General features: G+C 69.5%; 21 protein-coding genes and 1 pseudogene. 12 read left to right on the top strand and 10 right to left on the bottom strand.

Annotated elements, in window-relative coordinates:
- Window positions 1–50 precede the first annotated feature (50 nt).
- The 5 genes from ACWD68_RS15840 to ACWD68_RS15820 are packed head-to-tail and all read right to left on the bottom strand — an operon-like array spanning window position 51 to window position 5,072.
- Window positions 51–1,403, bottom strand: a complete 1,353-nt coding sequence (locus ACWD68_RS15840; protein ID WP_451806997.1) for an LLM class flavin-dependent oxidoreductase — start codon at window positions 1,401–1,403, stop codon at window positions 51–53.
- Window positions 1,404–1,436: 33 nt separating this feature from the next.
- A complete protein-coding gene (locus tag ACWD68_RS15835; RefSeq protein WP_451806996.1) occupies window positions 1,437–2,489 on the bottom strand; it encodes an aliphatic sulfonate ABC transporter substrate-binding protein in 1,053 nt (350 codons plus the stop codon).
- Window positions 2,490–2,548: 59 nt separating this feature from the next.
- A complete protein-coding gene (locus tag ACWD68_RS15830; protein WP_451806995.1) occupies window positions 2,549–3,289 on the bottom strand; it encodes an ABC transporter ATP-binding protein in 741 nt (246 codons plus the stop codon).
- Window positions 3,286–4,176 carry an ABC transporter permease gene (locus ACWD68_RS15825; protein WP_451806994.1) on the bottom strand — a complete coding sequence of 297 codons (891 nt, stop codon included), beginning with the start codon at window positions 4,174–4,176 and terminating at the stop codon, window positions 3,286–3,288. The genes ACWD68_RS15830 and ACWD68_RS15825 overlap by 4 nt, the downstream gene beginning before the upstream one ends.
- Window positions 4,173–5,072 carry a TauD/TfdA dioxygenase family protein gene (locus ACWD68_RS15820; RefSeq protein ID WP_451806993.1) on the bottom strand — a complete coding sequence of 300 codons (900 nt, stop codon included), beginning with the start codon at window positions 5,070–5,072 and terminating at the stop codon, window positions 4,173–4,175. The genes ACWD68_RS15825 and ACWD68_RS15820 overlap by 4 nt, the downstream gene beginning before the upstream one ends.
- An 896-nt stretch (window positions 5,073–5,968) precedes the next feature.
- Here ACWD68_RS15820 and ACWD68_RS15815 point away from each other — a divergent pair.
- The 11 genes from ACWD68_RS15815 (at window position 5,969) to ACWD68_RS15765 (ending at window position 17,800) form a co-directional block, all read left to right on the top strand.
- A complete protein-coding gene (locus ACWD68_RS15815) occupies window positions 5,969–6,775 on the top strand; it encodes a GntR family transcriptional regulator (RefSeq protein WP_451806992.1) in 807 nt (268 codons plus the stop codon).
- A 40-nt stretch (window positions 6,776–6,815) separates the two neighbouring features.
- On the top strand, window positions 6,816–7,043 hold the full coding sequence (locus tag ACWD68_RS15810) for a 4Fe-4S dicluster domain-containing protein (protein ID WP_385705641.1): 228 nt from the start codon (window positions 6,816–6,818) through the stop codon (window positions 7,041–7,043).
- A 16-nt stretch (window positions 7,044–7,059) separates the two neighbouring features.
- Window positions 7,060–8,403: an ABC transporter substrate-binding protein gene (locus ACWD68_RS15805; protein WP_451806991.1), complete on the top strand. Its 1,344-nt coding sequence runs from the start codon at window positions 7,060–7,062 to the stop codon at window positions 8,401–8,403.
- Window positions 8,400–9,317, top strand: a complete 918-nt coding sequence (locus tag ACWD68_RS15800; protein WP_451806990.1) for an ABC transporter permease — start codon at window positions 8,400–8,402, stop codon at window positions 9,315–9,317. The genes ACWD68_RS15805 and ACWD68_RS15800 overlap by 4 nt, the downstream gene beginning before the upstream one ends.
- Complete coding sequence (locus ACWD68_RS15795; RefSeq protein WP_451806989.1) at window positions 9,301–10,068, top strand: ABC transporter ATP-binding protein; 768 nt, start codon at window positions 9,301–9,303, stop codon at window positions 10,066–10,068. The genes ACWD68_RS15800 and ACWD68_RS15795 overlap by 17 nt, the downstream gene beginning before the upstream one ends.
- A gap of 11 nt (window positions 10,069–10,079) precedes the next feature.
- Window positions 10,080–12,863 carry a fumarate reductase/succinate dehydrogenase flavoprotein subunit gene (locus ACWD68_RS15790; RefSeq protein WP_451806988.1) on the top strand — a complete coding sequence of 928 codons (2,784 nt, stop codon included), beginning with the start codon at window positions 10,080–10,082 and terminating at the stop codon, window positions 12,861–12,863.
- A gap of 456 nt (window positions 12,864–13,319) precedes the next feature.
- Window positions 13,320–13,919, top strand: coding sequence for a 1,2-dihydroxy-3-keto-5-methylthiopentene dioxygenase (locus ACWD68_RS15785; RefSeq protein ID WP_451806987.1), 600 nt, complete (start codon window positions 13,320–13,322; stop codon window positions 13,917–13,919).
- Entirely contained in the window at window positions 13,916–14,656 is a 741-nt protein-coding gene (mtnC, locus tag ACWD68_RS15780) for an acireductone synthase (protein ID WP_451806986.1), read from the top strand. The genes ACWD68_RS15785 and mtnC overlap by 4 nt, the downstream gene beginning before the upstream one ends.
- Window positions 14,653–15,261, top strand: a complete 609-nt coding sequence (gene mtnB / locus ACWD68_RS15775; RefSeq protein WP_451806985.1) for a methylthioribulose 1-phosphate dehydratase — start codon at window positions 14,653–14,655, stop codon at window positions 15,259–15,261. The genes mtnC and mtnB overlap by 4 nt, the downstream gene beginning before the upstream one ends.
- Before the next feature lie 365 nt (window positions 15,262–15,626).
- Window positions 15,627–16,835, top strand: coding sequence for a S8 family peptidase (locus ACWD68_RS15770; RefSeq protein ID WP_451806984.1), 1,209 nt, complete (start codon window positions 15,627–15,629; stop codon window positions 16,833–16,835).
- A 476-nt stretch (window positions 16,836–17,311) separates the two neighbouring features.
- A complete protein-coding gene (locus ACWD68_RS15765) occupies window positions 17,312–17,800 on the top strand; it encodes a beta-class carbonic anhydrase (protein ID WP_451806983.1) in 489 nt (162 codons plus the stop codon).
- 196 nt (window positions 17,801–17,996) lie between these two features.
- Here ACWD68_RS15765 and ACWD68_RS15760 read toward each other — a convergent pair whose 3' ends face one another.
- The 4 genes from ACWD68_RS15760 to ACWD68_RS15745 form a co-directional block, all read right to left on the bottom strand.
- Complete coding sequence (locus tag ACWD68_RS15760; RefSeq protein WP_451806982.1) at window positions 17,997–18,797, bottom strand: SigB/SigF/SigG family RNA polymerase sigma factor; 801 nt, start codon at window positions 18,795–18,797, stop codon at window positions 17,997–17,999.
- A gap of 382 nt (window positions 18,798–19,179) precedes the next feature.
- Window positions 19,180–19,929: a transposase gene (locus ACWD68_RS15755; RefSeq protein ID WP_451806981.1), complete on the bottom strand. Its 750-nt coding sequence runs from the start codon at window positions 19,927–19,929 to the stop codon at window positions 19,180–19,182.
- A 141-nt stretch (window positions 19,930–20,070) separates the two neighbouring features.
- Window positions 20,071–20,694, bottom strand: coding sequence for an NADPH-dependent F420 reductase (locus ACWD68_RS15750; protein WP_451806980.1), 624 nt, complete (start codon window positions 20,692–20,694; stop codon window positions 20,071–20,073).
- Between the two features lie 33 nt (window positions 20,695–20,727).
- Entirely contained in the window at window positions 20,728–21,462 is a 735-nt protein-coding gene (locus ACWD68_RS15745) for an SDR family NAD(P)-dependent oxidoreductase (RefSeq protein WP_451806979.1), read from the bottom strand.
- Window positions 21,463–21,605: 143 nt separating this feature from the next.
- Between ACWD68_RS15745 and ACWD68_RS15740 the strand changes: the two genes are divergently transcribed.
- Entirely contained in the window at window positions 21,606–22,217 is a 612-nt protein-coding gene (locus ACWD68_RS15740) for a TetR/AcrR family transcriptional regulator (protein WP_451806978.1), read from the top strand.
- A 359-nt stretch (window positions 22,218–22,576) separates the two neighbouring features.
- Here the strand turns inward: ACWD68_RS15740 and ACWD68_RS15735 are convergent.
- Window positions 22,577–23,340 (bottom strand): annotated as a pseudogene (locus ACWD68_RS15735) (IS5 family transposase).
- Window positions 23,341–23,434: the final 94 nt, after the last annotated feature.

The following is a 23,434-nucleotide window of genomic DNA, read 5'->3' as shown; positions in this document are numbered from 1 at the left end:
CGTGCGAGACAGCCACGTCCGACATGCGATGAGCAGGCGGCCTGTGTCGGTCACAGGGACACAGAGGCTCCTTCCCCGTGGAACTGGTTGCCCGGCACCGCCAGCCCGTAGTGCTCGCGGAGGGTCGCGCCTTCGTACTCCTCACGGAACAGGCCCTTGCCGCGCAGGATCGGCAGGACGTGCTCGATGAAGCTTTCCAGGCCGGAGGGCAGGGCCGGCGCCATGATGTTGAACCCGTCCGCCGCACCGCCCTCGAACCAGCTGACGATCGTGTCCGCCACCTGTTCGGGCGTGCCGATGAACTCGAAGTGCCCCCGGCCGCCGCCGAGCCGCGAAATGATCCCGCGGACCGTCAGCTTCTCGCGTACGGCGAGTTCGATGATCAGGTCGGAGCGGCTCTGCGAACCCTCCAGCTTCGGTCTCGCGAGGATGAAGTCCGGCAGTGGCTGGTCGAGTTCGAACACCGACGGCTCGGTCTCGAAGACCGCGGCCAGCTGACGCAGCCCGTACTCCGGGACGCGGAGGTCGTCGAACCGCTTCGCCAGCGCCCGTGCCTCCGCCTCGGTCGACCCGATGTACGGGACGATGCCCGGCAGCACGATCACGCCGTCCGGGTCACGCCCCGCGGCGCTGGTCCTGGCCTTGATGTCGGCGTAGAAGTCGGCCGCGCGCTCGTACGTCTGGTGGGCGGTGAAGATCGCCTCGGCGTGCCGCGCCGCGAAGTCCTTGCCGTCCTCGGAGGAGCCGGCCTGCACGAGCAGGGGGTGACCCTGCGGCGGGCGCGCGACGTTGAGCGGGCCGGCCACCGAGAAGCGCGTGCCCCGGTGGTCGAGCCTGTGCAGCCGCGAGGGGTCGGCGTAGCGCCCCGTGGACTTGTCGGCGACGACCGCCTCGGACTCCCAGCTGTCCCACAACGCCTTGGCTATGTGCAGGAACTCGTCGGCCCGGGCGTACCGCCCGGCGTGGTCGGGACGGTCGACGAGGCCGAAGTTGGCCGCCTCGTCGGCGCCCGCCGAGGTGACGATGTTCCACCCGGCCCGGCCGCCGCTGACGTGGTCGACCGAGGCGAGGCGACGGGCGAGGTTGTAGGGCTCGTTGTACGTCGACGACACGGTCGCGATGAGTCCGATCCTGCTGGTCGCCTGTGACAGGGCGGTCAGCAGGGTGAGCGGCTCGAGCTGGCCCGGCGGCCGGAACTCGCCCGTGCCGGCGATGGCCGGGCCGTCCGCGAGGAACAGCGAGTCGAACTTGGCGCTCTCCGCCAGCCGAGCCAGCTCGATCCAGTGCCGCAGGTCGAAGTCCGCCCGGGGGTTGCTGTGCGGGAGCCGCCACGCCGCCTCGTGGTGACCGGCCTCCATGAGGAAGGCGTTGAGATGGAGCCGGCGTCGTCTCTGATCGCTCACTGCTGCTCTCCAGTCCGTTCGTGGTGTACCGGCTCAGCCGACCGACAGCTTCGAACTGTCGTATCCGGCCGGGAGCAGGTTGTCGGTGATCGACGAGACGTCGACCTCCTTGGTGATCTGGCCCGCTTCGCGGAAGGAGTCGGCGAGCTTCTGCTCCGCCGCGATGTCCGCCTTCCCCACCGGAGTGACCCGGAACTGGAAGGCGGCCAGAGTCGCCTTGGCATCGGCCAGGGGGATGCCCTGCTCCTTGGAGAGCGCCTGCGCGTGCTGGTCGGGGTGCTTGACCGCCCAGGCGAACTCGCGGGACAGCCTCTTCAGGACGTCGGTGAGAGCCGCCCGCTTCGTGCGGTCCTTCAGCGACGTGTCACTGGCGACGTAGTAGCTGCTCGTCTGGTCGATCGGCGGAAGACCCTTGGCCAGGATCCGCGCGCCGTTCTTGACCGCGATCGCCGACTGCGGGTTCCAGATCGACCAGGCGTCCACCTTGCCGGTGTTGAACGCCGTGGCTCCGGCCGCCGGGTCGAGAAAGACCAGCTTCACGTCCTTGAGGCTGAGGCCCACGCTTTTGATCGCGTTCAGGGCCAGACCGTGCGCCGAACTGCCCTGCGGTACAGCGATCCTCTTGCCCTTGAGGTCGTTGAGCGTCTTCAGCTTCGAGCCCTTCGGCACGATGATGTTCTCCAGCGCCTGGTCGGGCCTGAGAGAGCGGTTGACGGCGACGATCTTGAAGCCGTACTCCTTCGCGGCGCCCGTGATCGGCGGGACGTCGCCGACGCTGCCCAGGTCGATGTCGCCCGACGCGGCCGCCTGTACGAGCGGCGGGCCGTAGGTGAAGCGGGCGAACTTCACCTTGTAGGGCGCGTTGTCGAACACGCCGGTGATCTTCGCCAGCTCCTGGCTGCCGTCACCGCCGTTGTCACCGATGGTGAAGGTGTACTTCTTCCACTCGGGATGGCTGCCGGAGCCTGATGCGCTGGAGCCGCTCAGAGGCGCGGCGGCCTCCGACGTCGACGCGCAGCCGACGAGGCCGCTCCCCAGGGCGAGCAGGCCGACGGCGGCGACGATCCGGGAGGTGCTTCTGGACATGAGTTCTCACGTGCTTTCTGTGCTGTGGTGGGAGAGGTCGGTGGATGTGGCGGATGAAGTCAGTTCTGGTTGGCCAGGCCGAGGTCCTCCAGGAGCGCGGAGCGCAGTTCCTCTCGCGCGATGCTCGCCTCGCGGTCCGCGGCCGACAGCTCCACGAGGTGCGAGGTGCCGATGCGTCCGTTGCTCATGACGACGACGCGGTCGGCCAGCGCGATCGCCTCGTCGACGTCGTGGGTGACCAGCAGCATGGCCGCGTGGTGCTTGCTCCGCAGCTCCCGCACCAGGTCGTGCATGCGCAGCCGCGTGATCGCGTCGAGCGCCGCGAACGGTTCGTCGAGCAGCACGAGTTCGGGCTCCGAGACCAGCGCCCGCGCCAGCGACACCCGCTGGGCCTCGCCGCCGGAGAGCTCCTTGGGCCACGCCTTCTCGCGGCCCGCGAGTCCGACCTCGGTGAGCACGTCGAGGGCCCGCTGGTCGGCGTCCGGTCCGCGCAGGCCGAGGGTGACGTTGCGCAGCACCCGCTGCCACGGCAGCAGGCGGTCGCCCTGGAACACGATCGCGCGTTTCGCCGGGACCTCCACCCGCCCGCCGTCGGGCCGGTCCAGCCCGGCGAGCAGCCTCAGGAGGGTGCTCTTCCCGCAGCCGGAGGGGCCCAGCAGGACCACGAGCTCCTCGTCGGCGATGGTGAGGTCCAGGTGGTCGAGGACGACCCGGTCCCCGAACCGGCGGACGACCTGCTCGATGACGGCGCCCGCCTGCTGGTGGGTCCGGGTGCCGTTCGGAACAACCGTGGTACTCATGCCGCCTCATAACTGGGGCGCCACCGCAGCAGCACCCGCTCGAGAACCCGGACGAACTGGTCGGCGATCAGACCGAGGAGCGAGTAGATCACCAGCCCGACGAACACCTGGCCGGTCTGCAGGTAGGTCTGCCCTTGAGTGATGAGGAACCCGAGCCCCTTGTCGGCGTTGACCGTCTCGGCGGCGACGAGACCCAGAAGGCTGTACGCGAGAGAGAACCGGAGTCCGACCAGGAACCCCGGCAGGGCTCCGGGCACCAGTACCCGCGTCACGAGGCGCCAGGTGCCCGCGCCCGTCGTGCGTGCCATCTCGATCAGCCGCTGGTCGACACCCCGGATCGCGGCGAACAGGTTGAGATACATCGGGACGCCTGCGCCGAACGAGATCAGCAGCACCTTCGTGAGCTCGTCGATGCCGAACCACACGATCATGAGTGGCAGCACCGCGAGGAGCGGGATCGTGTTCAGGATCTGCACGAGGCCGTTGAACAGATACTCGCCGCTGCGCAGCAGCCCGCCGAGCACTCCGCTGACGATGCCCACCGTCAGACCGAGCGCGAGACCGATGCCGGCCCGTTGCAGTGAGATGGCCAAGTCCGGCCCGAGAACGCCCTGTTGCCATAGATCGACGGCGGACTTGACGATGGAGGTCGGTGCCGGGGCATAGGTCTTCTTCACGGCTCCGGTCCTGGCCAGGATCTCCCAGGCGATGAGGATCACGGCCGGAGTCGTGTAGATCCCGAGCGGCCAGCGCAGCCGCTCACGGAGTGTGCGGAGCAGGGTCGGACGGCGGGCGTCGCGCGGCAGGAAGACCTCGCGCTCCGGCGCGGTCGTCGGTTCGGCGGCCGTGGGCCCGACGACCGGCCTCTTGAGGCTGACCTCGGTCATCGGGCCGCCACCTCCAGCACCTTGCTGTAGTGCGAGGCGTCACCGACGAGTTGCTCGCTCGGGCGGCCGTCGACACCGACCGGCACGTCTCCCGCGACCGTCACACGGTTGAGGCGGCGCGGGTGGTCGTCGTAGTTGTCCACGCCGTAGTGCTGGGTGATCCTGTTGTCGAAGATCAACAACTGGTCGGGGGACCAGGCCCAGCGCAGGATGTTCTCCGGACGGGTCACGTACGACTGGAAGATGCGCAGCAGGTCCGCCGACTCACCGCTCGACAGGCCGACGATCCGTTTGGCGAACCCGCCGATGAAGAGCCCGCGTTCACCCGTGAGCGGATGCACCCGTACGAGCGGATGCTCTGTCTCGTACGGTGTCGAGACGAAGACCCGGTCGTACTCCTCGCGCGGCGCCGACGTGGCCGAAGGGCGCGCGTAGTCGTACTGGTTGGTGTGCACGACGCGCAGCACGTCCGCGAGGGCGCGGAGCGGGTCGGGCAGGTCGCGGTAGGCCGCGGCCGCGTTCGCGACGAGCGTCTCGCCCCCGTACGGCGTGTTCACGATGGACCGGAGCGTGGTGAGCTGCGGCGGGTTGACCACGAAGGTGACGTCGGTGTGCCATTCGTTGGCCTTGGACGTCTCGCTGTCCACGGCGAGCACGTTCGTCGTGCCGTCGGCGGCCGGAACGTTCGGGTGAGCGGTGGTGAGTTCACCGAACCACCCGGCCACGCGCTCCTGCCCGACGTTGTCGAGGCGGACCCGGTCGAACACGATCGCCTTGTGCTCGTCGATGGCTTGTCGGAGTGTCGCGATCGTCGGGGGGGCGGGCGGCGCGGTGAGGTCGACGCCCTCGACGACCGCGCCGATGCGGCCCGTGAGTTTGCGGATGGTCGGAGGCATGAGGAGGTCCCTCTCGAGGAATCGGGCGCACCGTCGGTGCCGAACGTCGGAATGAACGGGTGATGGCGGCGAGGAACGGTGACCGAGCCGGTGCGGGGTCCGGTCGCGATGCCACGGCCCCGACGACTGCGCGGGGTGTAATGGACGCAGGCCGAGCCGTGTGGCGGCGGTCGTGATGTCACGCCGGTCGGCGCGCACCTGTCCGGGGGTGGCGTGTCGAAGTCCCGCCGGGCCCGCGCCACTTGCGCGACGTGCCCCTGGCCCCGCTGGTGCGGGGGCATCCCCTCACCGGCCTCGCGCCGCGCTGCGTCTTCCGACGGAGGGAGAGCTGGAGCGGAGAGAGGAGCGGGGGAAGCAGGCAGTCATGCGGTGGATACCGCGGTCCCTGGGAGGACAGACCGGGGCGGAGGCTTCGCACCCGCCCCTTCCGGTGCTACGCCATCGGCGCGCACCGGCCGTTGCCGAGGACCGCTTCGCGGATCAGCGACACGCCTTGGGGGTCAACGACAACAGAACGCGCTGGAGACGTGCGCCAGGTCGATGTGGCGCCTCCGAGTCAAATCCACGCGCGGGGTCATGGGACGTGAGTTGAGCAGACACCACGCCGTCGGTCAACAAGTTCCGGCCAGGTCTCACATTGCGGAAACATGGAACTGCCGGCCGTGGAGAGAGCAGTGCCGTGGGCTGTGCCATGTGGCGGCCGGGACCCTGGGCCGGCATGGCGAGGTCGGGACCGGATTCGCCGCGGAACGCACCCCGCGGCGTCCGGCACCCCTCCCCCGGCCCGGCAGTCGCTGGCACATGTATCGCCGTCCGTCGGAAAACACCAGGTCAGGGTGGCATTCGGCCATGCGTCAGGTGGCGCAACAATTCAGCAACACGCCTATCCCTATCGGATGGATAGGGTTCGACCCGTGCTTCCCACCGACCGCATCCGAGACCACGCCGGCCAGGGGGCGACCACCGTCGCCGCCCACCGGGCGCGGCGTCGACTGCGCGCCGACCGGGCCCGGCAGCTGGCTGATCTCCTACGCCGTCTGCTCCTCACGGGCGGCTTCCCCACGGGCACACTGCCTCACGAGTCGACCCTCGCCGACGACTACCGGGCCTCCCGCAACACCGTCCGCCAGGCCCTTGACCTTCTACGGGCCGAAGGCCTCGTCGAACGCCAGCCCGGCGTCGGCACCGTGGTCGTCGCCCGGAAGTATCCCCACGGCCTCGACCGCCTGATGGGCCTCGCCGAAACCCTCCGTGAACACGGCCGGGTCACCAACGAGGTCCGCACGGTGGGCCCCACCCCGGCTCCCGCCCCCGTCGCCGAGCGCCTGCACGTCCCGCCCGGCACCGACGTCCTCTACATCGAGCGCCTGCGCCGCCTGGGTGGTCTCCCTCTTTCCCTCGACCTCACCTACATCCCCCTGGACGTCGGCACCGCCCTGCTCGGCGCCGACCTCGAGAACACCGACGTCTTCCGCCTCCTGGAGACCATCACCGGCCGGCCCCTCGGTCACGCCGAGATCACCCTGGAGGCGGTCACGGCGGACGCCCACTCCGCCGCCGTCCTCGAAGCCCCGCGCGGCGCGGCCGTCCTCATGCTGGAACGGCTCACGCACCTCGCCGACGGCCGCCCGGTCGACCTGGAGTTCATCCGATTCCGCGGCGACCGCATCACGATGAGCGGCCTTCTGCACCGGTCGCTCTGACACCGTCCCTTTCCTCCGTACGACCTTCCCGGAGACAGCCATGCCCTTGGCACCCCAGCGGGCCGACGTGCCCGTGACCATCGACCAGTCGAAGTGCATCGACGGCTGCACGCTCTGCGTGGACATGTGCCCGCTGGACTCCCTCGCCATCGACGACGGCAGCGGCAAGGCGTACATGCACGTCGACGAGTGCTGGTACTGCGGCCCGTGCGCGGCCCGCTGTCCCACCGGAGCCGTCACGGTCAACATGCCCTACCTGCTCCGGTGAAAGGCACAGAACTCCCATGAAATTCAAAGCAGTTGTCGCAAGCTCTCTCCTTCTCCTCCCCCTGACGGCCTGCGGCGGCAGCGCCACGGCGGGAGGCGAGGGCTCCACCGTCACCGTCACCGTCGGCTACCAGTCCAAGACCATCAACACGGTCACGGCAGGCACCCTCCTCCGCTCGCTCGGCTACTTCGAGAAGGACCTCAACGCCCTCCACGACGGCCACACCTACAAGGTCGACTGGCAGGACTACGCCACCGGTGCCCCCATCACCGCCCAGATGACCGCCGGGAAGATCGACATCGGCTCGATGGGTGACTTCCCGCTGCTCATCAACGCGGCCCGGGGCAAGCAGCTCGGCCGCCCCACCCATCTCGTCTCGGTCACCGGATACAACCTCCGCGGTGGCCTCAACACCATCGTCACCGCCCCCGACTCCCAGCTCCGTTCCCTCGCGGACCTGAAGGGCAAGAAGGTCTCGACGAGCATCGGTTCGGCTGCCGACGGCACACTCATACGCGCCCTGCAACGCTCCGGCATCGACCCGGACAAGGACATCGAGAAGCTCAACCAGCAGCCGGCTGTGGGGGCTTCCGCCCTCTCCGGGGGCAGTGCGGACGCGCTGTCGCAGTTCGTCGCCTGGCCGGGTCTGCTCGCCTACCAGGGCAAGGCCAAGGCCCTTTACGACGGCGCCCAGTTGAACCTGCCGACCTTCCACGGTGTCACCGCCCGCGCGGACTTCGCCAAGGAGAGGCCCGCCGTCCTGGAAGCCTTCCTCAAGGCTCAGGCGGAGGCCACGGACTATCTCAACGCCCACCCCGTCCCCGCCGCCGAGAAGGTCGCCGAGGCCACCGGCCTGCCCGCCGAGGTCGTCTACCTCTACAACGGCGCCCACGGCATCTCCACCTTCGCCCCGGCGATCAAGCCGCAGCTCGTCTCCGCTCTGAAGCGGGACGTGGCGATCCTCAGGTCGGCGAAGCTCACCGGCGACGTGGACGTGGACGCCTTCGTCGACGACCAGTACGTCAGGAAGGCTCTCGGTGCCGCCTACGCCAAGGGCCTCGCCGCGACGCCCGCACCGGTCGCGGGCGAGGTGTGGCTCAAGGACGCCGAGCGGACCCGTACCTTCAAGTCCCCCACAGCGCTGCTGCGTTACGTCGCCCAGCACAAGGACGCGATCCGCGCCGCCTACGTTCCCGACGCCACCACCGGCACCCTGTGGTTCGCCGACAAGGCGGTCTGGGCGGCCGACGGGGACCGGCTCCTCCCCTTCGTCGCACCGGCGACCGCGAAGGCGTACGTGGCCGGGCACGGCGGCGCCCGCGTCATCACATACGCCGACGCGCTGCGGCGGGCCTCATGACCCGGGACGCGCACCGGACCGGCCGGTTCACACCCCGGTATCCGCGGCGGGCCGGCCGGTTCGCACTGCGCCTTGGTTCACTGGCGGCCGCCCTCGGCATCTGGCAGCTGCTGACCAGCCGGAACGTCGACCTGTGGCTGCGCTTCTCGCAGTTCCCCACGGTCGCCGACGTGGCCCGCACCTTCACCGACCGCCTGTCCGGCCCCGACTACTGGACGGACCTCACCGACAGCCTTACGCGCATCCTCACCGGCTTCCTGCTCGCCGCCGTCCTGGGCGTGGCCACGGGCGTACTCGTCGCCCGCTCCCGCCTCGCCGAGGACTTGCTCGGCCCGCTGCTGGAAGTGATCCGGCCCATCCCGGCCATCGCCCTCGTCCCCGTGGCGATCCTCCTCCTGCCCTCCAACGAACAGGGCATCGTCTTCATCACCTTCACCGCCGCCTTCTTCCCCGTCCTGGTCTCCACCCGGCACGCCGTCCGCGCGCTGACCCCGGTGTGGGAAGAGGGGGTGCGCACCATGGGCGGCGGCCGCCTGCGGATCCTCGGCTCGGTCGTCCTGCCGGGCGCGCTGCCCGGCATCTTCGGCGGCCTGTCGGTCGGCCTCGGCGTCTCGTGGATCTGCGTCATCTCAGCCGAGATGATCTCCGGCCAGTACGGCGTCGGCTACCGCACCTGGCAGGACTACACGATCGTCAACTATCCGGGGGTGTTCGTCGGGATGGTCACGATCGGAGTCCTCGGCTGGATCACCTCCACGGCCGTGGAGCTCCTGGGCCGTCGCCTGACCCACTGGCTGCCGCGTACGTCGTACGTGCCCGGGGCGCGGGTCCCGCGACGGGTTCACGGTACCGCCACCCCCGTACCGGTGGCGTCCAGGACCGAGGAGGACGTGCCCCATGACCAGCTTGTCTGACGTCCGTTCACCGTCGCGCCCCGGGGCGGGGCTCGCACTGCGCCATGCCACCCTCGGCCGCCCGGGCGCGCCCGTGCTGGACGGGGTGGACCTCGACGTGGCTCCCGGCGAGATCCTCACCGTCGTGGGCCCGTCCGGCTGCGGCAAGTCGACGCTGCTGCGCACGCTGGCCGGGCTGCTGTCTCCGCTCGCCGGAGAGGTGACCCAGGACACCCGCCGGCTGACGGGCCCCTCCGCCGACCGCGCCCTGATCTTCCAGGAGGACGCTCTCCTTCCTTGGCGCACCCTGCGCGCGAACGTCGAACTGCCGCTCGCCATCCAGGGGTTGCCGCGTACAGACCGCCGCGCCCAGGCCGAGTCCTGGCTCACCCGGGTCGGACTCGCCGAACAGTCCCGGCAGTTGCCGCACCGCGTCTCCGGAGGCCAGCGCCAACGCGCGCAACTGGCCCGCGCCCTGGCGCCGGCGCCGCGCGCCGTCCTCATGGACGAGCCCTTCGGCGCCCTCGACGCCCAGACCCGCGCCGGTATGCAGGATCTTCTGGTGGAGGTGCTGCGGGGCACGGGCGCGACCGTCGTGTTCGTCACCCATGACGTCGACGAGGCCCTGTTCCTCGGCGACCGGGTGGCGCTGCTCGGCTCCGGCCGGCTCGCCGCGCTACGAGCCGTGCCTCGGCCGCGCGACCGCACGGCGCACGACGACCCGGCACGCGTGACGCTGCGACGCGAAGTCCTCTCCTCGCTCGGTACCTGAAAGGCACACCGGTGACCACTCCCGTGAACACCCCCCTGCAGATCCCCGCCCTCGGCGACGCCGAGGAGCTGAGCTGCGACGTCCTCGTCATCGGGGGCGGCACCGCCGGCACCATGGCGGCGCTGACCGCCGCGGAGCACGGCGCGAACGTGATCCTGCTGGAGAAGGCCCACGTCCGCCACTCCGGCGCCCTCGCCATGGGCATGGACGGCGTCAACAACGCCGTCGTCCCGGGCCGCGCCGAACCCGACGACTACGTCGCCGAGATCACCCGCGCCAACGACGGCATCGTCGACCAGTCCACCGTCCGCCAGACCGCGACCCGCGGCTTCGCCATGGTGCAGCGCCTCGAGTCGTACGGGGTGAAGTTCGAGAAGGACGAGCACGGCGAGTACGCGGTCCGCCAGGTGCACCGCTCCGGCTCCTACGTGCTGCCCATGCCGGAGGGCAAGGACGTCAAGAAGGTTCTCTACCGGCAGCTGCGACGGCGCGAGATGCGGGAGCGGATCCGCATCGAGAACCGGGTGATGCCGGTCCGCGTGCTGACGGTGCGGGGGCAGGCAGTGGGCGCGGCGGGATTCAACACCCGTACGGGGCAGTTCGTCACCGTCCGCGCGGGCGCCGTGATCCTGGCGACCGGCGCCTGCGGCCGCCTCGGCCTGCCCGCCTCCGGTTACCTGTACGGCACGTACGAGAACCCGACCAACGCGGGCGACGGCTACGCCATGGCGTACCACGCGGGTGCCGAACTCACCGGTATCGAGTGCTTCCAGATCAACCCGCTGATCAAGGACTACAACGGCCCGGCCTGCGCCTACGTGGCGAACCCCTTCGGCGGCTACCAGGTCAACCGGCACGGCGAACGCTTCGTCGACTCCGACTACTGGTCCGGTCAGATGATGGCCGAGTTCGCGGCGGAGGTGGCGTCCGACCGCGGCCCGGTGTACCTGAAGCTGAGCCACCTCCCGGAGGAGTCGGTCGCGGCCCTGGAGTCGATCCTGCACTCGACCGAGCGTCCGACCCGGGGCACCTTTCACTCCGGCCGCGGCCACGACTACCGCACCCACGACATCGAGATGCACATCTCCGAAATCGGTCTGTGCGGCGGCCATTCGGCCTCGGGAGTACGGGTGGACGACCACGCCCGTACGACCGTGCCGCGTCTGTACGCCGCGGGAGACCTGGCCTGTGTCCCGCACAACTACATGATCGGCGCGTTCGTGTTCGGCGACCTGGCGGGCGCGGACGCGGCCCGGTACACGGCGTACGAGGGGGAACTGCCGTCCGGCCAACTGCGCGAGGCTCACGAACTGGTCTACCGCCCCCTGCGCAACCCGGACGGCCCGCCGCAGACCCAGGTCGAGTACAAACTGCGCCGCTTCGTGAACGACTATGTGGCCCCGCCGAAGTCCGGCGCCCGCCTCTCCCTCGCCCTGGAGGCGTTCGAGCGGATGCGCGACGACATCGCGGAGATGGGCGCCCGCACCCCCCACGAGCTGATGCGCTGCGCCGAGGTCACCTTCATCCGCGACTGCGCGGAGATGGCCGCGCGCGCGTCGCTGGCACGCACGGAGTCCCGCTGGGGCCTCTACCACGACCGCCTCGACCACCCTCAGCGCGACGACACCTCCTGGTTCCACCACCTCGACCTGTACAAGTCGCCGTCCGGAACCATGGAGTTCACCACCCGTCCGGTGGCTCCGTATCTGGTTCCGGTCGACGGCTTCACCCCGGTCGGCGGCCCCTCCCGCCATCTGGGCGAGGTCCACCCGGAGCAGGTGGCGACGGCCGGCGCCCGGGAAGCGGCACCGGTGACGATGCAGCAGGGGGCCGCACCGGGCAGCGCGACCGTCCACCGCGGTACCGCCACGGACGCGCCGACCACACCGCGCCTCCTCGAACTCCTCTCGCTCGCGGAGGAGGAAGCTGAACTGTCCTCCGTCGCCCCCTACTTGAGCGATGCCGATCCCATCGTCCGCCGGACGGCCGTCACGGTCCTGACCGAGACCGTGCCGCCCGGCACCGGACCCGCCCTCGCCACGGCACTCGTCGACGCCGACGCCGGTGTGCGTGAGGCCGCGGCCGGCTCCTTGCGTGAACTCGTCGAGACGCTGCCGCCCGAACCGGCGCTGCGCGACGGCCTCGCCGCCGCCTTGTCCGGAGCCGACCCCGTCGTGCGGGCCGCCGCGCTGGACGTCCTGCGCGCCCTGCGTCTCGGTGACGCCGCACTGTTCCGGGACTCCCTGTCGGACTCGAGCGTCGCCGTCCGCATCGCGGCCGTGCGTGCGCTCGTGTCGGTCGACGCCACCGCGGAGGTGGCCCGCGCGGCCGGGGATCCGTCCCGCGAGGTCCGCGTCACGATCGCCAAGGCACTGGGCACCACCGTCGCGAACCAGATCGCCGACACCACATCGACGGGCCCCGGCCCCGGCGCGGCTCACTCGGCCCTGTCCGAGCTGATCGACGATCCCGACGCCCTGGTGCGTGCGGCCGCCTACGAGGCACTGGGCACCACAGGCTGCCCGGCGCCGCTGGACGCGCTTGCCGTGGCCGCCCTGTCCGACGAGGCCTGGCAGGTCCGGGTCGGCTCCGCCACAGCCCTGTCGGGCGCGGACCCCGGCCTGGCCGTCCCTGCCCTGGCCAAGGCTCTCGCCGACCCGAACGCCGACGTTCGCAAGGCCGCCGTACTGGCGTTGACCCGGCACCGTGCCGCCGAGGACGCCCGCGCGGCCCTGGCCACGGCGACGGCCGACCCGGACGCGGATGTCCGGGCGTACGCGGCGCGAGCGCTGTGACCGCGGGGAGTCAGTCGGCGGGAACTCCGCGCGGGCGGATCAGCCCGCTCTCGTAGGCCAGGATGGCCGCCTGCACCCGGTCTCGCAGTCGGCTGAAGTCAGGGCGGGCGCCGCACGCGCTCACCCGGCGACTTCCAGCCGGTCGGACGCCTTGCCGGCGGCTTCTCTGTCGCCAAATGAGACAACAACTACGGTATCCCCGAGGGCTGTTCGGCCTGGAGTTACCATCACGGGACCGGCACCCGATCCGGCACAGTGAGGCCCCGATGGCGACACCACGCGTGAACGCGCTCTCCATGCCCGGCATGCGGCGCTGTACCGGCGCGCGGTGTCGCGGCTGATCGCTGTCCGCCGCTGCCGCGCGCCGCCTCCGCTTCCTTCTCCGCGGGCCGATCCGCCCCGTCCGGTGTCCGTGTCGCTATCCGGACTTCCCGTCCAGTCTCTGGAGTTGCTCTGATGACCCTGTTGACCACCTGGTCCGATTCCGGTCCCGAGACCCTGATCCGCCGCACCTCGGACCCTGCCGAGATCGCGGAATCGCTCAAGCCGCTCGGCGTGCGTTACGAGCGGTGGCCGATCCACGAGGACGTGCCGTTCGACGCCGGCAGCGAGACCGTGTTCGCCGCCTACGGCCCGGAGATCGACAGGCTGAGCGCCGAGGAGGGCTTCACCACGGTCGACGTCCTCGGCCTGCACCCGAGCGACGACCCCGAGTACCCGGCGAAGGCGAAGACCGCGCGCGAGAAGTTCCTGCGCGAGCACACGCACGACGACGATGACGAGGTCCGCTTCTTCGTCTCCGGCTCCGGCATCTTCTACCTGCACGTCAACGGCGAGGTGCACGCGGTCCTCTGCGAGAGGGGCGACCTCCTGGGCGTGCCGCGCGGCACCACGCACTGGTTCGACATGGGCACGAAGCCGTCGTTCACCGCGATCCGCTTCTTCCACGAGGAGGACGGCTGGATCGGCAATTTCACGGGCTCGACCATCTCCTCCCGCTTCCCGGACTACGACACGATCGCGGTCCGGTACGAGGCGGACAGGTCCGCGGCGTGAGCCTGCCGGCTCCGGCCCTCCGCTTCGACGCGGCCGCCGTGGTGCTCGACATCGAAGGCACCACGAGCGCCACGGGCTTCGTCGTGGACGTGCTGTACCCGTACTCGCGTTCCCGCTTCGCGGCACTGCTCTCCGAGCGGGGCGGTGATCCGGAGGTGGCACGGGCGGTCGCGCAGGTGCGCGAGCTGACCGGCGACCCGCACGCCGACGCGGCCGCCGTCGTGAAGACGCTGGGTGCCTGGCTCGACGAGGACCGCAAGGCGACCCCGCTCAAGACCCTCCAGGGCCTCATCTGGTCGGCGGGCTTCGCACACGGCGACCTCGTCGCGCACTTCTATGACGACGTCGTACCGGCCCTGCGCGCCTGGCACGCGGCGGGCCTGCGACTGTACGTCTACTCGTCCGGTTCGGTGGCGGCCCAGCGGGCGTGGTTCTCCTCGACCCCCGAGGGCGATCTGCTGCCCCTGGTCTTCGGCCTCTACGACACCGAGAACGCCGGCCCCAAGCAGGAACCGGAGTCGTACCGCCGTATCGCTCGGTCTACAGGTCTCGCGCCCGAGCGGCTTCTGTTCCTCTCCGACCGGCCCGGCGAGCTGGACGCGGCCCGCTCGGCGGGCTGGCTCACCGTCGGGATCCGGCGTCCCGGAGAGCCGTACTTCGAGCAGGGCGTCGGCAACCACGCGCAGGCGGGAACGTTCGAGGAGATCAGCGTCAGCACAGCCGGGAGCAGCACATGACCGCCGACATCACCGCGTTCGACCTCGATGAGGCGGGGGCGGTCCTCGCCGCGGAGTCCGCCCGGTTCGCCTCCTTCGGATGGATGCGCGGCACGTCCGGCAACCTGTCCGTGGTGCTCTCCCGGAACCCGCTGCGGCTCGCGGTCACCGCGAGCGGCCACGACAAGGGCGAACTGACGCCCGCGGACGTCGTGTTGGTCGACGGAGAGGGCGCCCCGGTCGGCGCGGGCAGGCCATCGGCCGAGGCCGAACTGCACGCGCGGGTCGCCGCGTTGACAGGTTCGGGCGCGGTGGTCCACGTGCACACCGTGGCCTCGGTGGCGATGGGGTACCGGCAGCCGGGCGGGATCGTCTTCAAAGACCTGGAGATGCTCAAGGGCGTCGGCCAGCCGGCCCATGACGTCGAGGTGACGCTGCCGGTCATCCGCAACAGCCAGGACATGAAGGTGCTCGGGGACCGGCTGGAGGCGGCGCGGGATCCACGGATGCCGGCTGTGGTCGTGGCCGGGCACGGGCTGTACGCGTGGGGCGCCGATCCGCGGCAGGCCCGGCACCACACGGAAGTCGTCGAGTGGCTGCTGGAGTTGGAGCTGACGCAGCGCTGAGCATGTGAAGGCCACGACTCCCCCGTGACCCAGATGGCTCTCATGCCCCCATCGCCTTCATCGCCCTCACGGCCCTCACGGTCTTCATGACGGTCCGTCGGCCGACCCCGTGGCCGTCGGTGCTCAGCACAGCCGGCCCCCCTCCACCACTGCAGCTTCTTTGCGCCCACATGACGCTCCGTTGCGTGTCGTGCACGCGCCATGGCAGGGATATGACAAAACTCGTTTTCCCTTGTTCCCCCGGTCCGCGGTGTTCAACGGTGGAGAGACCGCAGGCGCTGACTCCGGCCTCCGGTGATGTGTGAAGCGATGTCCCATCGAGCGCGCCCGCACAGCGCGCCACCGATCGAGAAGGAACCCTCGCGATGACACTGATCCATACCACCGGGCGGCGGATCGCCGCGGCGATCGCGACGACCGTCACCGCCGCAGCCCTGGGAGCGGGAACCGCGTTACCGGCACACGCGGCCTCGGCCGAAGGCCGGGTGCTGCACGCCGGGTCGGCCACGGCCGTCCCCGGCAGCTACATCGTCACCCTCAAGACCTCGGCGGGCATCAAGGCCGCCTCCGCCAACGGCAGGAACCTGATATCCGGCTACGGCGGCAAGGTGAAGCGCACCTTCGGTTCCGCGCTCAACGGTTACACCGCGACCCTCACCTCCACCGAGGCCCGCAGACTCGCCGCCGACCCGTCCGTCGCCACTGTCGAGCAGGACCAGAAGGTCCACGTCGACGCCACCCAGTCCAAAGCCCCTTGGGGACTGGACCGGATCGACCAGGCGGCTCGCCCGTTGAGCGGCACCTACACCTACCCCGACACCGCGGGCGGCGGGGCCACCGTCTACGTCCTGGACACCGGCGTCCGGATCTCCCACGCGGAGATCAGCGGCCGGGCCTCCTACGGCTACGACTTCGTCGACAACGACTCCACCGCCCAGGACGGCTACGGCCACGGAACCCACGTCGCCACCACCGTCGCGGGCAGCACCTACGGAGTCGCCAAGAAGGCCAAGATCGTGGCGGTCCGGGTCCTCGGCAACGACGGTTCCGGCACCACGGCCGGAGTGATCGCCGGGGTCGACTGGATCACCGCCAACCACACCAGCCCGTCCGTGGCCAACGTCTCCCTCGGAGGCAGCGCCAGCACCTCCCTGGACACCGCGGTCAGCAACTCGATCGCCTCCGGAGTGACCTACTCCATCGCGGCCGGCAACTCCGGCGCCAACGCCGCGAACTACTCCCCCGCCCGGGTGAGCAGCGCCATCACCGTCGGCGCCACCACCAGTAGCGACGCCAGGGCCAGCTACTCCAACTACGGCTCCAGGGTTGACCTGTTCGCCCCCGGATCGGACATCACCGCCGGGTGGAACAGTTCCGACACCGCCACCTACACCGGGTCGGGCACGTCGTTCGCCGCCCCGCACGTGTCGGGCGCGGCTGCCGTCTACCTCACCAGCCACCCCACGGCCACTCCGGCCCAGGTAGCCGGCGCCCTGGTCAGCGGCGCCACATCAAACGTCCTGACCGGCATCGGCACCGGCTCGCCCAACAAGCTCCTCAGGCTCGTCCCGTAACACCCCGCCGATTCGGACCGTTCGCCCGCCGGGAACACCACGTTCCCGGCGGGCGAACGGCATATGGCAGGGGGGAGCTGACCCGCGGGACGAGGGGAAGGAAATCCGCCGCCGGCCGTGAAGCCGTACGGCGGCACAGGTCGACGACCAGGCGGCACACCATGGCTTCGCGGATCACGGAGAAGGGGTACGGCGTCGGGTGGCACCGCACCACGAACTGTCCGCCCCGCGGAACATCGCGGGTGCCTCGAAGCACAGCCGAACACGCTTTGCATTGCCGACTCGGATGCCAACGGGTTCACTGGTGTGATGCCGACCTTCTTCATCACGCTGACGGGCTTCTGGCCCTCGCGTCGTGATGATCTCTTCGACGGATTCTGTCGCCGGGACATGTGAGCCCGTCCTGCGGCCCGGGTGTTCCGGAGCCGCCGGCCCTTCCCCGCCCGAGCCGCACCGCACGAGAACCGAGGTCCGTCATGTCCGTGACCGATCAGCTCCTGCTCAACAACGCCCGGTACGCCGAGACCTTCTCCGGCCCCCTCCCTCTGCCGCCCTCCAAGCAACTCGCCGTCGTGGCATGCATGGACGCGCGGCTGAACGTGTACGCGATCCTCGGCCTCAACGATGGGGAGGCACATGTCGTCCGCAACGCCGGCGGCGTGATCACGCAGGACGAGATCCGCTCGCTCGTCATCAGCCAACGTCTCCTGGGCACCGAGGAGGTCATCCTCATCCACCACACCGACTGCGGCATGCTGACCTTCACCGACGACGGTTTCAAGGACGCGGTCCAGGAGGACACCGGTATCCGTCCACCGTGGGCCGCGGAGGCCTTCGGGGATCTGGCGACGGACGTCCGGCAGTCGATCGCGCGGATCAAGGCGGACCCCTTCATCGTGCACAAGGAGCGTATTCGGGGCTTCGTCTTCGACGTGGCCACGGGCAGGCTCGAAGAAGTCCACTGACGGCGCGGATTCGGCAGCCGGGAGGCGCACGAGACGAAGGCCCGCCCGTGGGAGCCCGGTTCGACAAGGACCGGCGCCTCTCCAGGGGCGGCATGGCATGGCCCGGTCGATGAATGGGTGTCGACGGAGCGTGGCGCTTTCTTGGGGACCCTGCCACCCTCCGTGTGGCTGGGGTCTCTGCCACCCTCCGTGTGGCTCATTCTGCTCGTCGATCCGAGAGCACCTCCTCGCGCAGCGACGCGCAACTGCTGCTGAGCAGACGCGATACGTGCATCTGCGAGATGCCGAGCTGTTCCGCGATGCGGCTCTGTGTCATGCCGCAGAAGAACCGCAGGTAGAGGATTGTCCGCTCGCGCTCGGGAAGGGTGCGCAGAGCGGGCTTGACGGCTTCGCGGTCGACGACCAGGTCGAAACCGGCATCGGACTCGCCCAGTGCGTCGGTCAGCGTGTATCCGTTGTCACCGCCGGGCAGTTCGGCGTCCAGGGACAGGGTCGCGAAACTGTCCAGGGCTTCCAGACCGGTGCGTACGTCGTCTTCCGTCAGGTGTGCGTAGTCGGCGATCTCAGTGACGGTGGGCCGGCGGCCCGAGAGCGTCGGTGCCAGCTCCTTCATGGCGGTGCGCACCCTGTTACGCGCCTCCTGGACCCGGCGCGGCACGTGCAGGACCCACATGTGGTCGCGGAAGTGACGCTTGATCTCTCCGACGATGGTCGGGACCGCATAACTCTCGAACGCGTTGCCCCGGCCTGGTTCGTAACGGTCGACGGACTTGAGCAGGCCCAACGCGGCGACCTGGGTCAGATCCTCGACGGACTCGCCCCGGCCGCGATACTTGCCGGCGATTCGCTCCGCCATGGGCATCCACGCCTGCACGATCTCGTCGCGCAGAGCCTGTCGCTCGGGCCCGTCGGGGAGACCATCCAGGTGGGCGAACGGGGCAGCGGTATCGGGGGCGTCGTAGTGCGTATGCCGCTTCGTGGTGATCGTACTGCGCATGGTGTTTACAACTCCCTCATGGGGTTGCCGACTGGGCAGAACACCATGGGGCGCACGCACGGATGAAGGGAGACACCCGTCCTTCGGAGCTGATCGCTCCCACGGACGTGCCCTCTGCCCGAAGCACTAATGACGGCTTTCCCGCCATTCAACCCGGTAAACCGATTTCGAAACAGTGTGACGCTGGGGCATCGGCCGGTTTTGAAGCGTGACAACTCCGGGCCGATTCAGTAATGATTCCTCTGGGCGTGTGCGCCGAGTTGAAGGAATTCATCTTCGTGCTTCTTCGGATGTAATCGGCAGGAAATTCCCGGCAAGCTTTCTCACGACTGTGGTAATTCTCGGCAGTTCACGAAAAGGTTGCCGGAGACAGTGAGCATTTTCAGCGTTGCCTCTCAAGGGCGAGGATGTCTTTGGCGATGATGGTCATGCGGTTTGGGCTGATGCGGGATCTGCGGAAGATCTGCCAGGACTTCAGTCGCGCCATGCCGCGTTCGACGGGAGCTCGGGTCTGGGCGAGGGCACGGTTCACGGTGCGCTGGGTGGGGGTGAGTTCCCCGCCGGGCGGACGTCTCAGGCCAGTAGTGACGTGCAGGCCGGCACCGGTGTAGGCGCGGTCGGCGAGGATGGGGACACCCTGGCGTTCGCAGATCCGGATGATCTTGTGGGTGCGGGCCGCGGTCAGGTCGGGGGTGCGGCCCGGCAGTGCGGGCGAGATCCACAGAACCTCGGCGATCGGATCGGTTACGACCTGGACGTTCACGCCGTGGCGGCGGTGCTTGGCGGAGTAATCAGCGCGGCTGCCGCCGACGCGGTCGCACTCGGCGAGGGTGCCGTCCAGAAGGACGAACTCGGGACCGTACTCGCGCAGCGTCTTCAGCAGGCCCGGGGCCCGGTCGGCGAGCAGGCTCGTGACGGTGGTCACGTAGGCATGGGCTGTGCCGACGGATATCCCGAAGCCGGCCGCGATCCGGGCGAGGGTGTCGTGGCGGTGCAGGTACACCAGCGCGACGAGTGCGCGCCGGTGCGGCGGGAGTTTGCAGCGCCTGTCACCCTCACGGGTGACGATGAGCATCGTGACCCACTCGACCAGGGTGTGCGGGAGGTCGAGTGCGGCCGGGTAGGGAACCAACAGGGCTCCTGTGCTGCTGAGTTGAGGCAACGGACACCTCCCTCAACGGCACGGGAGCGCTGTGCGTTGCGCACCCCGCCCTCACGCCAGCTCCGTCCCCCGATCGGCAGCCGCTCCGAAAAGGCTCAGTAAATCGTTTGCTCAGACGGGAAGTTCGGTGACGCTGAGGGCGAAGTTCAAGTTCCCCACCCCGTGGTTGGCGAGGCCCACCGTGACCACGCCCGCTCCTTCCAGCCAGTGCGCCATTTTCAGGCCGCCGACGTCCAGCGGGCGCAGCCCGAGGCTCTCGATGAACGCCTCCACACTTGCCTTGGCCTGCGCGTTATCGCCGGCGAGGAAGACGTCGGGCCGCCCCTTCTCCAGGACATGACGGAAGATGGTGTTGAACGCCTTCACCACACTGGCGCTGGCCGGGGCGGCCTTGGCGACTTCCTGCGCGATCGAGGTTTCCTCGCGGTGGGCTAGCCCGTCGAACGTGGAATTGAAAGGGTTGCTGATGTCGACGATGACCTTGCCCGAGAGAGCGTCTCCGTACTGGGCGACGGCCGGCACGACACCGTCGTACAACAGGGCCACGATGACGATGTCCCCGGCCGGGGCGGTCCCCCATTCTCCCGTCGTGGTGCCGCCGCCGAGAGCCTTAGCCAGGTCAGCGGCCTTGGACTGATTGCGGCCCATGACCTCGACGGTGTTGCCGCCCGCTATCGCCCGCGCGCCGATGGTGCGGGCCATGTTCCCGGTGCCGATGATGCTGATGCTGCTCATGAGATGTCCTGCCCTGATTGTGTGTTGTTCGGTTCAGATGGCGGTGGTGCCGCCGTCGGCGACGAGTTCCATGCCGTTGACGTAGCTGGAGTCGTCGGAGGCGAGGAAGAGGGCGGCGGTGGCGATCTCATCGGGGCGGCCCATCTGGCCGCGGGGGATGAGGGACTCGAACTGGCGCTTGGTGGCCTCGTCGAAGAGTTCTTCCTGCTTGGCGGTGGCGACCTGGCCGGGGGTCAGGACATTGACGCGGATCCGGCGGTCCTTGAGCTCGTTGAGCCAGATTCGGGCCCATGCCTGCTGGACGGCCTTGCTGCCGGCGTAGACGCTCCAGCCGGGGAAGGCGCCGAGGGAGGCGTTGGAGCCGGTCATGAGGATGGAGCCGCCGTCGTTGAAGAGCGGAAGGGCCTTTTGGACGGTGAACAGGGTGCCGCGGGCATTGAGCCCGAACCAGGTGTCGAACTGGACCTCGGTGATCTCGCCGAGCGGGGCAGGCTCGCCCCCTCCGGCGCTGGCCCACAGCACGTCAAGGCTGCCCTTCTCCCGCTTGACGGTGTCGTACAGGCGGTCCAGGTCCTCCAGGTCGGAGGCGTCGCCCTGGACGCCGGTGACGTTGCGGCCGATCTGCTTCACGGCCTCGTCCAGGGCGCCTTGGCGGCGGCCGGTGATGAAGACGTGCGCTCCCTCATCGACGAACAGCTTCGCGCCGGCCAGCGCCATGCCGGTGGAGCCGCCGGTGATGACCGCGACCTTGCCGTCGAGCTTTCCCATAGCCATTCCCTTGGGTCGGTGGTGCCGTGCGCACTGGGGTGACGGTGTTATGTACACCGCCCTGTGTGCTTACGGTACGGGGCGGGCGGTGAGGACGCAAACTATGTACACCGGTCGTTACCCAGTTGCGGTAGGGTGGAGCCATGACGGAGTTGGAGAAGGGCCCCACGGGCCGCCGCCGCGGCCGGGGCGCCCGCGAGCGCATCCTCAGCGCGTCCCAGCAGCTGTTCCGCGAGCAGGGCATCAACCGCACCGGCATGGACCAGCTTTGTGCGGTGGCGGAGGTGTCCAAGCGCACGGCCTACCAGCACTTCACTGGCAAGGACGAACTCGTCGCCGAGTACCTGCGCCGGTTCGACCCCTCCGTTCTGTCCGGCGTGTTCGACCGCACTGACCTCACGCCCCGCGAGCGACTCCTCGCCGCCTTCGACATCCCCCCCACCACCCCCCTGTGCCCCTACATCGGTGCCGCCGTCGAACTGAACGACCCCCAGCACCCCGCGTCCCAGTACGCACGCGACTACAAGAGAGCCGTCGCCGCGCGGCTCGCCGACACCGCCCGCGAAGCCGGCGCCGCCGACCCTGAACAGCTCGGCGAGCAGCTCGCGCTGCTCATCGACGGCGCCGCGGCCCGCACCCGTGTCCTCAACGCCGACGCCTTCCCCACCGCCGCCGCCATCGCCGCCGTCCTCATCGACAACGCCATCCCCGCCACGGCCAGCGATGACCGGCGACGGGAGGAAGTGTCGAGTTAACGTGGCGCTCCCTCGGCCGGGCTGGACGAGCTGCCGGTCGCGGCTGCACCCGCTGGTACGCGACACCAGCCGCCCGGCACCGGGCCCGGACCTGCTGGCTTTTACGGAAATGCCGCTCGCCCGCTGAAAGCCGCAGCAGAACCCGCCACGCAGACCGGCGCCCCCCGAGGACCCGCCGACGTGGTCGGCCTGGTGCTGCTGGTCCCGCACGCTGCCGTAGTGCTGAACAGCCTCAGCGCTCTGCCGGACAGCTCAACGGCACGGGAGCCCTGTCTGTTGCGGACCTACCTCGCCCTCACCCTGCCACCGTCACCCGAACAGTGGCCACGCTGAAAATGCTCAGTGAGCCTTTTCCATCTTCACTCTGAGCTGGTCAGATGGAGGGTGAGGACGGCCTGTACGAGGCTGGTGATCCGGGTCGTCGAGCACCGCAGTTTGCGGAGGAGCCTCCAGCACTTGAGGGTCGCGATGGCCTGCTCCACGAGGGCCCGGATCTTCGCGTGGGACCGGTTCGCCGCCTTCTGACCTGCGGAGGGTGTCTCCCACCTGCCCCAGTACGGGATCCGGACCGTGCCGCCGGCGCCCGGTAGCCTTTGTCCGCCCAGCACTTGATGTCAGCCTCGGTGAGGGCGCCGACAATGCCGTGTTCACGGGCCGCACGGACGTCGTGGACCGCACCGGGCATGGCCGGTGAGACCCACAGCAAGTGGCCGAAGGGATCTGCGATGACCTGCACGTTCATCCCGTGCTTCTTGTGCTTGCCGGAGTAGAACGGGCGGTCGGCGGCGATGCGGTCGATCGGCAGGAGCGTGCCGTCCAGGATCAGATACGCCTTCACCGACGCGGTTCGCACTGTGTCCGCCAGGCAGGGGGCAAGGGCGGCCAGGAGCTCGACAGCCTCGGTGACGTAGCGGTAGGCCGTCGTGGTGCCCACGCCGAATCCTGCTGCAATCTGGGCATACGTATGACCCACCCGAAGATGGGCGAGTGTGAGCAGGGCTTGGCGGCCGGCGCTCAGGCGCCGCCAGCGTGAGCCGATGGCGCGACGGTGCCGCCGCAGCTGCTGGCTGAGGAAGCGCAGGGCAGAGCTGGACACGTCGACGCCCGACGGGTAGACAAGCACGTGAAGCCTCTGATGGACGCGGTTCTCTTGGTCGAAAACCCATCTACCAGGGGCTTCACCACGTTGTCAGGTCAACCGCGCAGCTGCTGCGGCA

It is taken from the genome of Streptomyces sp. NPDC005141 (genome assembly GCF_053599975.1).
This window is presented reverse-complemented; position numbering and strand designations above follow the sequence as displayed.

What these genes read in the sequence shown, in the direction of transcription:
- ACWD68_RS15835 (WP_451806996.1), bottom strand. Translation starts at nt 2,489, where the DNA reads ATGTCCAGAAGCACCTCCCGGATCGTCGCCGCCGTCGGCCTGCTCGCC.
- ACWD68_RS15830 (WP_451806995.1), bottom strand. Translation starts at nt 3,289, where the DNA reads ATGAGTACCACGGTTGTTCCGAACGGCACCCGGACCCACCAGCAGGCG.
- ACWD68_RS15825 (WP_451806994.1), bottom strand. Translation starts at nt 4,176, where the DNA reads ATGACCGAGGTCAGCCTCAAGAGGCCGGTCGTCGGGCCCACGGCCGCC.
- ACWD68_RS15820 (WP_451806993.1), bottom strand. Translation starts at nt 5,072, where the DNA reads ATGCCTCCGACCATCCGCAAACTCACGGGCCGCATCGGCGCGGTCGTC.
- ACWD68_RS15815 (WP_451806992.1), top strand. Translation starts at nt 5,969, where the DNA reads ATGGATAGGGTTCGACCCGTGCTTCCCACCGACCGCATCCGAGACCAC.
- ACWD68_RS15810 (WP_385705641.1), top strand. Translation starts at nt 6,816, where the DNA reads ATGCCCTTGGCACCCCAGCGGGCCGACGTGCCCGTGACCATCGACCAG.
- ACWD68_RS15805 (WP_451806991.1), top strand. Translation starts at nt 7,060, where the DNA reads ATGAAATTCAAAGCAGTTGTCGCAAGCTCTCTCCTTCTCCTCCCCCTG.
- ACWD68_RS15800 (WP_451806990.1), top strand. Translation starts at nt 8,400, where the DNA reads ATGACCCGGGACGCGCACCGGACCGGCCGGTTCACACCCCGGTATCCG.
- ACWD68_RS15795 (WP_451806989.1), top strand. Translation starts at nt 9,301, where the DNA reads ATGACCAGCTTGTCTGACGTCCGTTCACCGTCGCGCCCCGGGGCGGGG.
- ACWD68_RS15785 (WP_451806987.1), top strand. Translation starts at nt 13,320, where the DNA reads ATGACCCTGTTGACCACCTGGTCCGATTCCGGTCCCGAGACCCTGATC.
- mtnB (WP_451806985.1), top strand. Translation starts at nt 14,653, where the DNA reads ATGACCGCCGACATCACCGCGTTCGACCTCGATGAGGCGGGGGCGGTC.
- ACWD68_RS15770 (WP_451806984.1), top strand. Translation starts at nt 15,627, where the DNA reads ATGACACTGATCCATACCACCGGGCGGCGGATCGCCGCGGCGATCGCG.
- ACWD68_RS15765 (WP_451806983.1), top strand. Translation starts at nt 17,312, where the DNA reads ATGTCCGTGACCGATCAGCTCCTGCTCAACAACGCCCGGTACGCCGAG.
- ACWD68_RS15760 (WP_451806982.1), bottom strand. Translation starts at nt 18,797, where the DNA reads ATGCGCAGTACGATCACCACGAAGCGGCATACGCACTACGACGCCCCC.
- ACWD68_RS15750 (WP_451806980.1), bottom strand. Translation starts at nt 20,694, where the DNA reads ATGAGCAGCATCAGCATCATCGGCACCGGGAACATGGCCCGCACCATC.
- ACWD68_RS15745 (WP_451806979.1), bottom strand. Translation starts at nt 21,462, where the DNA reads ATGGGAAAGCTCGACGGCAAGGTCGCGGTCATCACCGGCGGCTCCACC.
- ACWD68_RS15740 (WP_451806978.1), top strand. Translation starts at nt 21,606, where the DNA reads ATGACGGAGTTGGAGAAGGGCCCCACGGGCCGCCGCCGCGGCCGGGGC.